The 13,400-nt window shown below is 52.1% G+C and carries 11 protein-coding genes; 9 read left to right on the forward strand and 2 right to left on the reverse strand.

Going from position 1 to position 13,400, the window contains the following annotated elements:
• Nucleotides 1-95 precede the first annotated feature (95 nt).
• The 5 genes from ABXT50_RS01385 (at nt 96) to ABXT50_RS01405 (ending at nt 6,223) form a co-directional block, all read left to right on the forward strand.
• Entirely contained in the window at nt 96-833 is a 738-nt protein-coding gene (locus tag ABXT50_RS01385; protein WP_415274396.1) for a biotin--[acetyl-CoA-carboxylase] ligase, read from the forward strand.
• A 21-nt stretch (nt 834-854) separates the two neighbouring features.
• Nucleotides 855-1,994, forward strand: a complete 1,140-nt coding sequence (locus tag ABXT50_RS01390; RefSeq protein ID WP_415274397.1) for a 5-(carboxyamino)imidazole ribonucleotide synthase — start codon at nt 855-857, stop codon at nt 1,992-1,994.
• A 25-nt stretch (nt 1,995-2,019) separates the two neighbouring features.
• Complete coding sequence (gene purE, locus ABXT50_RS01395) at nt 2,020-2,508, forward strand: 5-(carboxyamino)imidazole ribonucleotide mutase (RefSeq protein ID WP_415274398.1); 489 nt, start codon at nt 2,020-2,022, stop codon at nt 2,506-2,508.
• Nucleotides 2,509-2,609: 101 nt separating this feature from the next.
• Nucleotides 2,610-3,137 (forward strand): hypothetical protein, encoded by a 528-nt coding sequence (locus ABXT50_RS01400; protein WP_415274399.1) that lies wholly within the window; start codon nt 2,610-2,612, stop codon nt 3,135-3,137.
• Nucleotides 3,134-6,223 (forward strand): LysM peptidoglycan-binding domain-containing protein, encoded by a 3,090-nt coding sequence (locus ABXT50_RS01405; RefSeq protein WP_415274400.1) that lies wholly within the window; start codon nt 3,134-3,136, stop codon nt 6,221-6,223. Before ABXT50_RS01400 ends, ABXT50_RS01405 begins: the two co-directional genes overlap by 4 nt.
• On the opposite strand, the gene galE is transcribed toward ABXT50_RS01405, so the two are convergent.
• Nucleotides 6,216-7,169 (reverse strand): UDP-glucose 4-epimerase GalE, encoded by a 954-nt coding sequence (galE, locus tag ABXT50_RS01410; RefSeq protein WP_415274401.1) that lies wholly within the window; start codon nt 7,167-7,169, stop codon nt 6,216-6,218. The two genes, ABXT50_RS01405 and galE, sit on opposite strands and share 8 nt — an antisense overlap.
• Before the next feature lie 123 nt (nt 7,170-7,292).
• Here galE and ABXT50_RS01415 point away from each other — a divergent pair, with 123 nt between their 5' ends.
• The 3 genes from ABXT50_RS01415 to ABXT50_RS01425 are packed head-to-tail and all read left to right on the forward strand — an operon-like array spanning nt 7,293 to nt 11,548.
• Entirely contained in the window at nt 7,293-7,598 is a 306-nt protein-coding gene (locus ABXT50_RS01415; RefSeq protein WP_415274402.1) for a WhiB family transcriptional regulator, read from the forward strand.
• 6 nt (nt 7,599-7,604) lie between these two features.
• Nucleotides 7,605-10,220 carry a glycosyltransferase family 2 protein gene (locus ABXT50_RS01420; protein ID WP_415274403.1) on the forward strand — a complete coding sequence of 872 codons (2,616 nt, stop codon included), beginning with the start codon at nt 7,605-7,607 and terminating at the stop codon, nt 10,218-10,220.
• Entirely contained in the window at nt 10,217-11,548 is a 1,332-nt protein-coding gene (locus tag ABXT50_RS01425) for a DUF5719 family protein (RefSeq protein WP_415274404.1), read from the forward strand. The genes ABXT50_RS01420 and ABXT50_RS01425 overlap by 4 nt, the downstream gene beginning before the upstream one ends.
• A gap of 1 nt (nt 11,549) precedes the next feature.
• Here ABXT50_RS01425 and ABXT50_RS01430 read toward each other — a convergent pair whose 3' ends face one another.
• Nucleotides 11,550-11,936: a metallopeptidase family protein gene (locus tag ABXT50_RS01430; RefSeq protein ID WP_415274405.1), complete on the reverse strand. Its 387-nt coding sequence runs from the start codon at nt 11,934-11,936 to the stop codon at nt 11,550-11,552.
• A gap of 6 nt (nt 11,937-11,942) precedes the next feature.
• Between ABXT50_RS01430 and ABXT50_RS01435 the strand changes: the two genes are divergently transcribed.
• Complete coding sequence (locus ABXT50_RS01435; protein WP_415274785.1) at nt 11,943-13,370, forward strand: phosphomannomutase/phosphoglucomutase; 1,428 nt, start codon at nt 11,943-11,945, stop codon at nt 13,368-13,370.
• Nucleotides 13,371-13,400: the final 30 nt, after the last annotated feature.

The raw sequence follows: 13,400 nt of genomic DNA on the forward strand, positions 1-13,400 counted from the left end.
TCTTGAACGAACCTATCTTGCATAGTTCATACAATGAAACCGGCGGTTATGTCTCTGATACCTACAAGTAGCCCCAGTGCGATATCATTTATTCAATGGATTCTTCAACTTCTAAAGGTCAGTTCGCCGGCCTTGTCGAGCTTGCCGAGGTCGATTCGACCAATAAAGAACTCTTGCGTCGACTTGACTCCGACACCCCAGAATTTTTCGCAGTTACCGCTGACAAGCAGACCGCGGGACTCGGCCGGCTGGGCCGAAACTGGGTGACCGAAGCCGGGAAGTCGCTGGCCGTTTCAGTTTTACTCAGGCCCACAAGCCGGAGTCAGATTGACTGGATAACAATCATGGCCGGCCTTGCACTTAGCTCAGCTTTGGAAAAGCATGGACTGATCGTTAGCCTGAAGTGGCCAAATGATCTTCTTGTAGACGGCAAAAAACTTTCTGGAATCTTGGCCGAGATGGTCGATCTAAATACCGTGGTCTTAGGCATTGGGATCAACATCAAGCCTCAAGAGCACTCACCGGACACCGCAACTTCACTCCAAGAGCTTGGGCTGAAAATGGAAAAAGATGAGTTACTCGAGGTAATCGCAACTGAACTAAAAAGTTATTGGTCACGGCTCACGGCTGACTCCGAGACAGCCATCGCTCAATTACAGGCGGAACTCCTGACTCGCTGCGGGACTTTGGGCACAAAGGTCAGAGCCGAATTACCAGGCGGCAAGAACATTTATGGGGTCGCCGTCGCAATTGATGAGACTGGACGGCTGATTGTTGAAACACCCGAACCGGTGGCTTTAGCAGCGGCTGACGTTTGGCATCTGCGAAACTAGTGGCAATTAGGTAGGAGAGAAATGCCAACGGTCGGAGTAATAGGTGGCGGTCAGCTTGCCAGAATGATGCAACCGGCAGCAATAGCGATGGGCATCGAGCTGAGAGTCTTTGCTGAGCAAGAAGGCTCATCCGCTCACTACGCAACTACTCAAGTTGGTGACTACACGGATTTTGATCAACTAGCCAGATTTGTCGCCACGGTAGATGTCATAACCTTCGATCATGAGCATGTTCCACTGGCCCTATTGGAAAAACTCGTCGCTACCGGTGTAAAAGTCAGGCCAGGGCCGGCTGCACTGCATTTCGCCCAAAATAAGTTGGCCATGCGCGCGGCTCTTGCTGACCTGGGCCTTCCCCTACCGATTTGGGCGGCAGCAAAGACAGCGGCTGATATCGACAACTTCATCGTGGCCAATGGTCCAGAGGTTGTCGTCAAAACTCCAATTGGTGGTTATGACGGCAAAGGCGTGAGAGTCATAAGCCAAACCTCACAGGTCTCCGATTGGCTAGAAAACATCGAGGATTTTGGCGGAGCATTACTCTGCGAACAAAAGGTGCCATTTATACGAGAGCTTGCGCAGCTAGTGTCACGAAATCACTCGGGAGAACTTCGAGCCTGGGACACGGTCCAGACTGTTCAGAGGGACGGTGTTTGCTTGGAAGTTATCGCACCGGCCCCCGGTCCAGTGGACAGCTTGGGTGCGAAGGAAATAGCAAAGAAGATCGCCCGAGATTTAGAGGTTGTCGGGGTGATGGCAGTTGAAATGTTCGAAACTGCAAGCGGAAAGCTCTTGGTCAATGAGCTCGCAATGCGCCCTCATAATTCCGGACATTTCTCAATTGAGGGCTCTAAGACCAGTCAATTCGAGCAGCACCTAAGAGCCGTTTTGGACCTACCTTTAGGAGACACAGGATTGGTGGGTGGAGGCTCAGTGATGGTCAACCTACTTGGCGTTGACTCGAAGAAGACACTGGTTGAAAACTATTCCGCCGCAATGGCAAAGTTTCCGCATCTCAAATTTCACTCCTACCAAAAAGAACCACGTCGGGGTCGGAAAATGGGTCACATTACCGCTTTGGGTCAAAACCACCTGGAGTTATTGACGGATTGCCACGAAGCTGCGGAACTTCTGTACCAGAGTGATTTGCGAATAAAGTAAAGCTGGGAACTAGGGAGAAAACGACATGGCAGAAATCGCAATAGTTATGGGATCGGATTCGGATTGGCGAATCATGGAGCAGGCGAACAGCGTAGTTATGGAGTTTGGTTTTGATGCTGAAATCGAAGTTCTCAGCGCTCACAGAACCCCTGAAAAAATGCTCGATTGGGCCAAGAACGCTAGTAACCAAGGTATAAAAGTAATCATCGCGGGCGCCGGCGGCGCCGCCCATCTACCCGGCATGATTGCCTCCATGACTTCGCTGCCGGTAATTGGCGTGCCAGTTAGCTTGGGGAACCTGAACGGCATGGACTCACTGTTATCCATCGTGCAGATGCCAGCTGGTGTTCCAGTGGCCACCGTGTCGATTGATGGAGCAAAAAACGCAGGCCTATTGGCCCTCAGAATTTTAGCTATAGCCGCACCAGAATTGGGAGCAAAGCTCGACGCCTACCGGGCATCGATTGCAGAGCAGGTTGAGCAAAAGAATCAAAACTTGAAGAAAAGTCTCTAATCAGCCAAGTCTCAGCTGATTTACATTTGCTCAAAACGCGATAACGCTCAGCCTATTTAGAGCATCTCAACCTAAGGTTGAAGGTGTCTGGGAGGTCAGCTGTGCGCAAATTATTGGTCGGTGCGAGCCTGATTTTTGCTTCCCTAATACTTGCTGGCTGCGGTGTTTTCTACCCGAATTGGGGGGCAACGGCTCTACCTGAAGAGCCTGTAGCCACTATCGAGACCAATCAGGAAACAGAGATTTCGGCCGAACCGGAAGCTTCGGTAGAGCCAAAAACGTCATCAACCCCGAGGGAGACCGAAACTCCAGTGCCAGCCACAGACCAGCTGCCCGCGGACGTGGTGATCCTGATTGCCGAAGCCTATTCGGATACCGGGATGCTGGAGGTTGTGGCCCAGGTGCAGGGTATTACCGAATCCGGTGGCAATTGCACAATGAGATTTATCGGGTCGGACGTTGAAAAAATAGTTAAAGTTTCAGCCCAGTCCGCCTCTGACTACACCCAATGTTTCCCAATTGAAGTTCCGCTGTCTGATTTACCTTCTGGTTCTGGAATCGTGACCGTTAGATATGAGTCGGAATTTCACCTCGGCACATCTGCCGCTAGCTCGGTGGTGATCCCGTGATGTTCAAGAAGCTCATTGGGCTACTTACCGCCTCCCTAATGGCTATTGTCGGGTTAGTTTCGATGCCGATTGCTATGTCGCCCGCCCAGGCCGCACCTCCAGCAAGCGCCTTTGATCCGGGTCTAATCATTAGCGACAGCGTATTTTTTGACTTCGGCTCTATGACAGTGACCGACCTTCAGCAATTTTTGGACTCTAGGGTCTCAGCCTGCAGGTCTACTGACCCTGCCATCGATTGTCTCAAGAACATCAAGAGCGAGATTCCGGAGACTCCAGCGACTACTTCGACCGAAGTTGGACCCTGCTCGGCTGTTCCAGGAAACCCCGCGGCCAGCTCTGCGGAGGTGATTTACGCGGTCGCGGTGGCCTGTGGGATTAATCCAAAAGTTTTGATCACCAAGCTCCAGAAAGAGCAGGGCTTGGTTACATCGACCAAACCGACGTCCTACATGTACCGCGCGGCAATGGGCTTTGGTTGCCCCGATTCGGACCCGGGTATATGCGGAAAGGTCTACGTTGGGCTTTTTAACCAGCTCTATCGAGCCGCTAAACAACTACGTTGGTATGGAAACCCTGACGGTTCTTTCACCTACTGGAAACCCGGACGCACTGTTTCAATGCGCTACAACCCAAAGTCATCGTGCGGAACCAAGAGCTTTGAACTAAAAAACCAGGCAACAGCGAACCTCTATTACTACACGCCTTACACCCCTAACAAGGCGGCCCTGGACAACATGTATGGGTCTGGAGACAGCTGTTCGGCCTATGGCAACAGAAACTTTTGGCGCTACTACCACGACTGGTTTGGCTCACCCATTGGCGGCGGATATCTTCTGCAGGCCGCCGGGACAGAAACATTCTTGATCGTGAATGATAAGAAGTTCTTGGTTGGCGACTCTAGGCTCCTTGCGGCACTTAGGCCGCTAGGTCCAATTGGGGAAATCTCTCCTGCCTATCTGGAGAGTTTTACTACTAGCGGTGAGGCCACACAGCTTGTGTCCGACTCCAATTCTGGAGCGAAATACTTACTTGTAGATGGCGTCAAGTATTCGGTGGCCGATTGCCAGATTGCGGTTCAATTCGGCGCTAATTGCGACATCACTATCGCCTTGAGCTCGCTTCAGCTAAATACCTTTATCGACGGTGGCGCTCTAACTCGATTGGTCCAAACCGAGGACGGTAACCGCTATTGGATCGAGAACGCAAGCTCTCGAGTTGTGGTTGATGATCTTGCGTTGCAGACCGTTGGCGGACAGGCAATCAAGGCCACTCTAATGACTATCGAACAGCTAGTTTCAGTCTCACCCGGGGCTGCTCTGGCATCTGAGTCCGTGATGTTTACCGTGGCTGGCAGCGAGCAAAAGGCCATTGCATCGGGAGGCAAGACTTACCTACTAAATTCGTCTTTGGTGACCACGACTGGACTTGCCAAGTGGTTTGATCAGGCCCCTTCGGCAATTGATCTTCAAGCGATTGAGTCCACGCTAGTTCCAGATCAGATCAGGGGTTTCGTCGCCAGCGAGGCCGGAGAAACCTTTGTAATTACTCCTTCTGGAAAACTTCCAGTGACGGATCCTGAAAACTGGACCGATCAAATAGTGACTGTTTCTGAGGCCTTCTTGGCGAAGATACCAAGAGTGAATGCAGCGCTGGCCGCTCCGGCTGTTATCACTTCAGCAGGCAATAAATTTTCCTACTTTGTTCAGTCGGCGGAGCGACGGATATCGAGCAACAAGGTCATGATTGACATGTTCCTGTCCTTAATAGGTCAGCCACAAGCAATCGAGTTGCCCCAGTCCGCCATTAACACTGTTGAGAAAGTGGGAGAGGCTATTGCGCCCGGCGCCATAGTGAAATCGAGTTCTTCCTCAACTCTTTATTTGGTAGACGATCTGACAAATAAGATCAAACTGGCATCTGCCGCTCAGGCCACCAGCGTCTCGAAATCTAAGACTTTCACCATCAGCAGTTCAGATCTTGCTGGCCTTGAAACTCGAACTGGATTTACTTCCGGCAAGGTTCAGTGCGAAGGGGCCGTATACCTTTTGGATCGTGGAATTCTTTACCCAACCTCGCCCGGTGCTGCCGCGGAGTTCCCCGGCAGCGTGTACCCACTCTCCACCGTAACCTGCGCGGCCCTTCAGCTTTCAACCCGCTCGGTTGGTCAGTTTATTAGGACAAATAGCGGAATCATTTACTTGATTCAAGACGGCATCAAGCTGCGAGTGTCCTCCTGGGAGCACCTTGCGAGGCTTCGAGGCGACGGCCCCGGCTACATTCAGGCGACCAATTACTTCTCCGACCGAATACCAACCGGCGGAACTGCACCGGCCACTGTTCAATTGGCTTCCCTGGAAGGCGTACCAGCTGGAGACTTCGGGGAGCTTACATTTGTGGGAACGGTCCCGGAAGTGATTCAGGTTGAGCCAAAACCGGCCCCGGAGGTTACCCAGACGCCTGATTCAGTACCATCGGCAGATTCGGCTGGTGATACCGATGCAGAGGGTGCTAGCGAGATTCAATACCGAGTGGTTTCGGGCGACAGCTTGAACAAGATCGCAGCAAGCTTTGGGGTTACTACAGCGCTGCTGCAGGAGCACAACTCTATTTCGAACCCGAACCTAATTTCCGTTGGACAACTCATCAGGATTCCAAAGTCAGGCTCGTCCGGCCAGCAGGGGCAAGCACCGGATGTTGCGGCAGAACCCGATCCAACCCCTGAGCCAGAACCGACCGAGACTGTCGTCGAATATCGAGTGCAGTCGGGAGACACACTTCTGCGCATAGCTTCGAAGTTTGGAATTTCTAGCTCAGCTCTGCAGAGCTTTAACTCGATTTCCAACCCAAACCGAATTTCAGTAGGCCAACTTCTAAAGATTCCAACATCGACTGACAACACGAATGTCGCTCAAGCTCAGGAGCCAGAAAAACCGCAAGCGCAAAAGACTTATACGGTTGTTTCGGGTGACACAATTTGGGGTATTTCCAGAAAGCTTGGAGTGTCATCTTCGGCTTTAGCCAAGGTAAATGGAATCAATAATTCAAATTTCATTCGAATCGGCCAGGTGCTGAAAGTTCCTAGTTAGCCGCATCCCATGCGGATTTCACTATTTCTTTTAGCCCAAAAGAAGCCTTGAATCCAAATACTTTTTCAATACGGTCCGTGTTCGCGACCAACCTCGGCGGGTCACCGGGTCTGCGGTCAGCCAGTAGCTCATCGAATTTAATTCCTGATGCTATTTTGAGCTCTTCTAATACTTGGAGTACGGATGCCCCTTGTCCGGTTCCCACATTGAAGGTTGCGTATTTTTGATCGGGGGTGGTTAGGTAATCCACAGCCATCAGATGTGCTTTTGCCAGATCCTTGACATGGACGTAATCCCTAATGCAACTGCCGTCTGGAGTTGGATACTCGGTGCCAAAAACAATCGGCTGTTCTCCACGTTTTAGCTGAGCTATTGCAATAGGAATTAGGTTGAGTTCGGCCGTGTCTGCAAGCTGTTTTGACTCAGACCCGGCCACGTTGAAATACCTCAGGTTTACGCCCTTTAGGCCCCAATTGGCGGCGTTTTTTACCATCCATTCCCCGACCAGTTTGGTCTGGCCGTATGGGTTGATAGGCACCCCAGGATAGTCTTCGTCCACTAAATCTAGGGTGGGCATTCCGTAGGTCGCAGCGGACGAGGAAAACACCAGTTTTTTCAAATTTTCTTGTCGCATTGCGAGCAAAAGGTTAGCGAGTCCGCCGATGTTGTCCAAAAAGTATTGCTCGGGAATCTCGACCGATTGCCCAACCTGTTTTCTTGCCGCTAGGTGTATGACGGCGTCAAATTTGGTGGCTCTCATTAGCTCAGAAAGCTTCCCGACTGCATCCGGAGAGGCGAGGTTTATGGCGACTACAGGCGAAACAATCCTCGTGGCAACTCCAGTTGATAAGTCATCGACGACCGTTACGGAGTGACCCTCGCGCTCGGCTAGCGCTACAACGTGAGCGCCAATGTAGCCCGCGCCTCCCGTCAAAAGAAGATTCATGGCTAAAGGCTACCTTGAGGGTTTATGAACAAAAGGGAAATTTGGTAAATAATTCGACTTGACAGCAACATACTTACAACGATGTAATTACACCAATGGATTTCTTGAGATAGGGGAATAAGCATGGAACAGCGCGGTCAAGTGCCTACCAACTGGTTCGTCGATGTGCTTAGGCTCGGGGTAGCCGGCGCCTACGGCGACTCTGAAGGAAACCCCCTCGGCTGGCAAGAGGACGCTCTTTGCTCACAGACCGACCCAGAAGCTTTCTTTCCTGAAAAAGGCGGATCGACTAGAGACGCCAAGAAGATCTGTTCACAGTGTTCAGTTAGATCTCAATGTCTAGAGTATGCGCTGCAAAACGACGAGCGATTCGGTATTTGGGGTGGACTGTCTGAGCGCGAACGTCGCCGTCTGCGCAAGACCGCTTAACAACTCGTGTCAACGCTCTCGGTAGCGACGGTCGTCGTCTCACACGGGGCGGTTGATTATTTAGCCACCACTCTCAAAGCTTTGTCAGTCCAGACCCACGCGGTCGAGCAAACAGTTGTCGTTGAAACTAGTTCCGACGCAGCCTGTGTAGAGCTAGCCAAGGAATTCGGGTTCTCCGTTGTTGAGCCTGGTGACATCAAACTCGGAGCCGCAATAGAATCCGGATTCCAGTCCCTGAAAGTTGTTCCTGGATGGCTGTGGATTCTTCACGACGACTCAGCTCCCGAACCCCTAGCGCTTCAAATGCTCGCGAGTGCAGCCGAGCTGTCCCCGTCGGTCGCGATTGTTGGGCCGAAGCTTTTGGAGTGGGGAAATGAAATCCAAATTCAGCAGCTTGGAATCACCGTCACCCCAACAGGCAAGCCTTTCTTGCTGGTGGCAAATCAATATGACCAAGGTCAGCACGACGGCTCTCGAGACACTCTTGCCGTTTCCACAGCAGGAATGTTGGTGGCCGCGGGCCTCTGGCGGAAACTCGGCGGCTTGAATGACACCGCACCAGTGTTTGCTCAAGACATAGAGTTTTGTGCGAAGGCGCGAGTTGCTGGATTCCGAGTGGTGGTAGAGCCACGAGCTAGGGTTTCGCACGCAGGTCTATCTATGCAGCAAGCTAGAACTAGAAAGTGGCTGGGAGGGAGTCGCCCCCATGCTCTTTCACGAGCGCACGTTCATCTGGCCAGCGTGCTTTCTCCGACCATACTTTTACCTCTTGTGTACCTAGCATTACCGCTTGCAGCGTTGATTTCGATTCCTCAAAACTTAATTACGAAAAAGCCCACTCGAATCTTCGGTCAGTTCGCCGCCTGGCTTTGGGCGTGGTTCACAATTGGCTCAAGGCTTAGAGCGCGCAAGAAGCTTCGAGGTCTGGGAAAGACTCGGCCGCTGAGGGATTTTCTGGCTACTCGAGCTCAACGAAAAAAACGCCGTGAAGCCAAATTTGAGTATGTGACTGAAGTCCAAGAGTCAACTGGAAAAGGCCTATTCGCAAGTGGCTCAATCTGGCTAGGTTTGCTGCCGCTCATTTTTGGTTGGTCACTCTTACCCGTTGGCGCTATCTACGCGGATCGACTGGTTCCTATCGGCGACTCGTTCGGATCGATATGGTCGGCCACTTCTCTGGCGCAGGTTCCCTACTTGTCGGGTATCGACTTACCGACCGATCCATTTAACTGGGTGCTGTCTGTCTTTGGTCTTTCTCTAAGCTCCAACCCGAGTTTGGCTCTGGCCGTTTTTGTATTCGTGGCACCTACCCTTGGGTTTGCAGGCTTCTGGATGCTGACTAGATTGTTCATTGTTCGAGTCTGGGTGCGGAATTTGGTGGGTCTTTTGTTCGCACTAAGCCCGCAGGTTTTGCTGGTTCAGGCCATGGCCGGCGTGGCGGACCTGGTTACGATTTCTGTGGCCCCGTGGCTGACATTCGTTCTCGTCAAGGCGGCCACAAGTTACAACTCATCACGAACTTGGCGCTGGGTCGGACTGGCCGGCTTGTTGGCTGCGTTGATAGCAGTAAGTAATCCAATAATCTTTTTGCTCTTCGTAATCTTCGGTATTGCGCTTGGCGCCAATAACATTCGCAAGCTCCCGATCTTGAGTTGGTTTGCACTACCTGGAGCGGTTCTTATCTACCCCTGGGTGTTGCTGGCCGTTGAACAAAATCAGGTTGCTTTCCTTACGGTCACTAGCTCGGCGTTTTTGCCTCCGGCAAGCCCCTACGAATCAGTAATTGCTCTCATCTTTCTTGGCGTAGCGGGAATCGGTGCGGTAGCAAGTCTTTTTGGGACCCGACTGGCCGTTTCGGTCAGCTCTTGGGTCGTGGCGATCATTTTGGGGCTAGGCAGCGTGTATCAGCCAATCGCCGGAAGTTTTGCCATGCAGGCAATCAGCTTGGCGGCCTTGTTGGTCGGTGCTGGATTGTTCCTGGACAGGCTAAGCCGGAAATGGGTAATCGCCGCGGCATCTATCTTCGCAAGCGCGGGGGTAATGGCATCGGGTCTCGTTTACGGACCGTTGGCGCCAGACCAGGCTTATTTCGGGTCGCAGCGACAGGCCCCGGCCTTAGTTGTCGCGGCAGCTGAGGTCGATGAGGGGATAAGAACCCTGCGGATTGATGCCAATGGAAATCAGGTCGACGCGGAGCTGCTCTGGGGAGCTGGGCGGAGCCTTGAACAGACAAGCTTGGCCTACCAGTTTCTACTTCCAGCCAGCCCAATTACTTCTGAGCTAGCCCAGTTGAGCGGCTCGCTGGTTGCGGGTAACCCAGATGGAGTTCAGGACCTGCTTTCAAGTCTTGGTATTGATTTTGTGCTTTTGGAGGGAGACCACCTGGAGAGTATTTCCGCCGCACGGGCTGCTATTGATTCGATGACCATGCTGCAGGCCGCCGGTCAGACTCCCTATGGCCATTTGTGGCAGGTGGTCGGCTCTGCCAGCAACAACCCATCGAGCTCTCAGTCACCGAGCAACAGGAATCTTCAGCTTGGGGTTCTTGCCGCATTCTTGCTACTTGCGATTCCAACCCCCGCCTCTATTCGAGGAGCCAAAAGATTGGTGAAGCAAAAATGAAGATCGCGGTCCGCATTGTTCTTGCCATAGCTTTGGTTGGATTATTTCTTTCGCAAATTGTGGTGACACAGTTTCCGGTGATCTCGACCTCGACCTCGTTCGCGACGCCTGCTTTCAAGACCGTGGCTGTGGAGCCGCTGCCTCTCGAGCTCTACTGTCCGGGAGCTTTTGCTGAAGTCGGTGGCGAGTCTGGAATTGAACTTGGGCAAATAGATCGAATTGGCGAGGCGAGTATCTATCAGTTTTTGGGAAGCGGCGAGCTCATTGTTGATCCTGGTCTCACAACAACACCGGGCGCGAGGTTGGTCGCTGTTGGCGATAACCAGTCAACAGGTCTGTTATCAGTGATTCAGTCCCAAGGAATCGCCAGGGACAGGGCAGTCGGGCTGATGGCAACTACTTGCTCACAGCCACTATTCAGTGGGTGGTTCATTTCAGGCGCTGCAGCGCTGGGACAAGAAACCGTCTTGCTCCTTGCGAACCCCAGCGAGTCAGACACGTTAGTGTCACTTCAGTTTCTGGTTCCGGGCGGCAAGATCTCAAAACAGGTCAGTTTGGCAGCGGGGCAAACTGTGGTGCTACCGGTGTCCTCAGTGATTTTTCAGGAGCCGATGTTTTCCCTGTGGTTTGAAACCAGCGGAGTTCCTATTTCCATTGCCATGCAGCAAAGAGCAACCGCAGGCCTCTCCACCCGAGGGATAGACATACAACTCCCGAGCCTCGCCCCAGCTAACGATAATTTAATAACCGGGCTAAGCGTTCGTTCTGAAGGTTTCGACAAGCCAGTTTTGAGGTTGTTTAATTTCGGCGACGTTGCAACCGAGGCCGTCATTACTGCGGTTGCGAGCAACAACGTGGTGGTCCTCAGGCAGCAGGTCCAGCCTGAGAGTTTTGCCGAGACTGAACTTGATCTGACCGACGGGGATTATCTTGTCAGAGTGGAAAGTACTTCACCGCTCTTGGTGGGCGTCAAAAACACTATTTTGAAGCCGGTGGTGGATTTCGCCTGGCTTACTCAGTCCTCGAAATTTACAGATCTAACTATTCCGATTCCAAGCTATAAAACTCGATTACATGTCGCAAACTTCGGCTTGGCGGCTCTGGCTGTGAACTTAGAAATAACCAATGGAACCAGGGTCGAATATCAAAGTTTTGAAATCGCCTCACTTTCTCAAGTCTCGCTGCCGATAAGTGGGGATTCGATTCGAATCAACTCGGCGTCAGAGTTCACAGCGGCACTCGAAGTTATTGACGTGCCCGGTTACGCCGTGATAAATCCTCGCGAGAATCAAAACTTTGGAGACGCACTTTCGGTCAGTGTCCGATAGCTCACTGATCCAGTAAATCCCAGGGCTCCTTGCCGAGCAGGCTTGCAGCAGCTGAGACGACCGCTTGTTCAATCTGAATTCTCGGATCCGAAGTCTTAGAGCTTGCACTTCTCTCAATCGGAATTCGGTAAAGAATTATCGTCATAGTTTGGGGCCTTGTATGCCAGCGGTTTAGTGATTCTGGCCGCTCCTGAAGCGGAACCTCTTCGATCTTCCAATTCAATGCGCCCAGCTCGTCAGGGAATCTCGAACGAAGATAATCGGCAGTGTCGGCAACTGCATCTTGGAAAAAAGTTTGGCGACTCAGGCCGTGACGAAAAAGTTTTGATGGCACCGGCCGGCGCATGCCTCTGCCGTGACGATCTCTTTTTTGCGGGATGGAAGCCATGTGGCCATTGTATTCTTGGCGGATAACCTAAACGGGGGATCCCTAGTGCACCAATTTAATGACTTTGTAAAAACTTACGACGTTCGTGGGCTGGTGGGGAGCCAACTTAGCGACGAAGTTGTCGAATGCTTTGGTGCCGCATTTGCCGATGAGCTCGGGCTTTCTGGGAAAGAATTAGTGGTCGGTCATGACATGCGCGACTCTTCTCCCGGTTTTGCGGCAGCGTTTTCACTCGGCGCAAGAAAGCGCGGAGCAAACGTTGTCATGTTGGGACTCTGCTCAACAGACATGAATTACTACGCATCAGGTTTTTTGGATCTTCCAGCCGCGATGTTTACTGCGAGTCACAACCCTGCCAGTTATAACGGCATCAAACTCTCTCGCGCTGGGGCCCGGGGCATAAGCCTGGATACTGGACTCGCGGCAATTAGAGATAGGGCGGCAGTCTTTTTCGAAAGCGGTATTCCAGCTGACTCTGCTACTGGTTCAGAGCGAAATCTTTCGGTCATCGCTGACTACTCAAATTACCTTCGCAAGCTGGTTCCTTTGCAGGGTATCCGTAAGCTCAAGATCGTGATTGACACTGCAAATGGCATGGGGGGGCTTACGGTCCCAGTTGTTCTTGGCGACGACGCTTCCATAGAAATAGTCCCGATGTACTTCGAGCTGGACGGCTCATTTCCAAATCATGAAGCAAATCCGCTGGATTCAAAAAACCTTGTTGATCTGCAGCAAATGGTCGTTTCCTCAGGCGCGGACCTGGGTCTTGCGTTCGACGGTGATGCCGATCGTTGCTTTGCGGTTGATGAAAAAGGCTTCCCAGTTACCCCCTCTGCGGTCGCCGCGATTGTTTCCAAGCGCGAGATATTGAGGGTCCAGGATTCGGGGGAAAAGACTCCAATCGTGCTACATAACTTGCTCACATCCAAGTCGGTATCGGAGACGATAATCGCACACGGCGCCATTCCACAGGTGACCAAAGTCGGACATTCACTAATCAAAGACCAAATGGCTTCGACCGGTGCGGTCTTCGGGGGGGAACACTCGGCCCATTACTACTTTCGTGAGTTCTGGGGCGCGGATAACGGAATGCTTGCCGCTATGCACCTAATTAGTGAACTCGGAACGCAAGATCAGGCGATGTCCGAAATTTCGGTCGACTACACACCTTATTTCGCATCCGGTGAGATTAACTCAACGGTCGCAGATGCTCATGAGGCTCAGTCTCGGGTCGCGGCGGAGTTCGAGGGAGCTTTTCTCGAGGAACTCGATGGAAAGACCTACAGTCACCAAGACGGTGACACTTGGTGGTGGTGCAATATCCGATCTTCAAACACCGAGCCGTTATTGAGACTGAACGTAGAGTCAAATCATGAATCGGTTATGAATCAGATTCGCGATCGAGCTCTCGCTGCAATCACATCGAAGGCTTGAGAGTGCTCGCTGCGGAAGTGGTCGATTCTA

The organism is Aquiluna sp. Uisw_065 (assembly GCF_047731275.1).
GTDB lineage: Bacteria > Actinomycetota > Actinomycetes > Actinomycetales > Microbacteriaceae > Aquiluna.

What these genes read in the sequence shown, in the direction of transcription:
- ABXT50_RS01385 (WP_415274396.1), top strand. Translation starts at nt 96, where the DNA reads ATGGATTCTTCAACTTCTAAAGGTCAGTTCGCCGGCCTTGTCGAGCTT.
- ABXT50_RS01390 (WP_415274397.1), top strand. Translation starts at nt 855, where the DNA reads ATGCCAACGGTCGGAGTAATAGGTGGCGGTCAGCTTGCCAGAATGATG.
- purE (WP_415274398.1), top strand. Translation starts at nt 2,020, where the DNA reads ATGGCAGAAATCGCAATAGTTATGGGATCGGATTCGGATTGGCGAATC.
- galE (WP_415274401.1), bottom strand. Translation starts at nt 7,169, where the DNA reads ATGAATCTTCTTTTGACGGGAGGCGCGGGCTACATTGGCGCTCACGTT.
- ABXT50_RS01415 (WP_415274402.1), top strand. Translation starts at nt 7,293, where the DNA reads ATGGAACAGCGCGGTCAAGTGCCTACCAACTGGTTCGTCGATGTGCTT.
- ABXT50_RS01425 (WP_415274404.1), top strand. Translation starts at nt 10,217, where the DNA reads ATGAAGATCGCGGTCCGCATTGTTCTTGCCATAGCTTTGGTTGGATTA.
- ABXT50_RS01430 (WP_415274405.1), bottom strand. Translation starts at nt 11,936, where the DNA reads ATGGCTTCCATCCCGCAAAAAAGAGATCGTCACGGCAGAGGCATGCGC.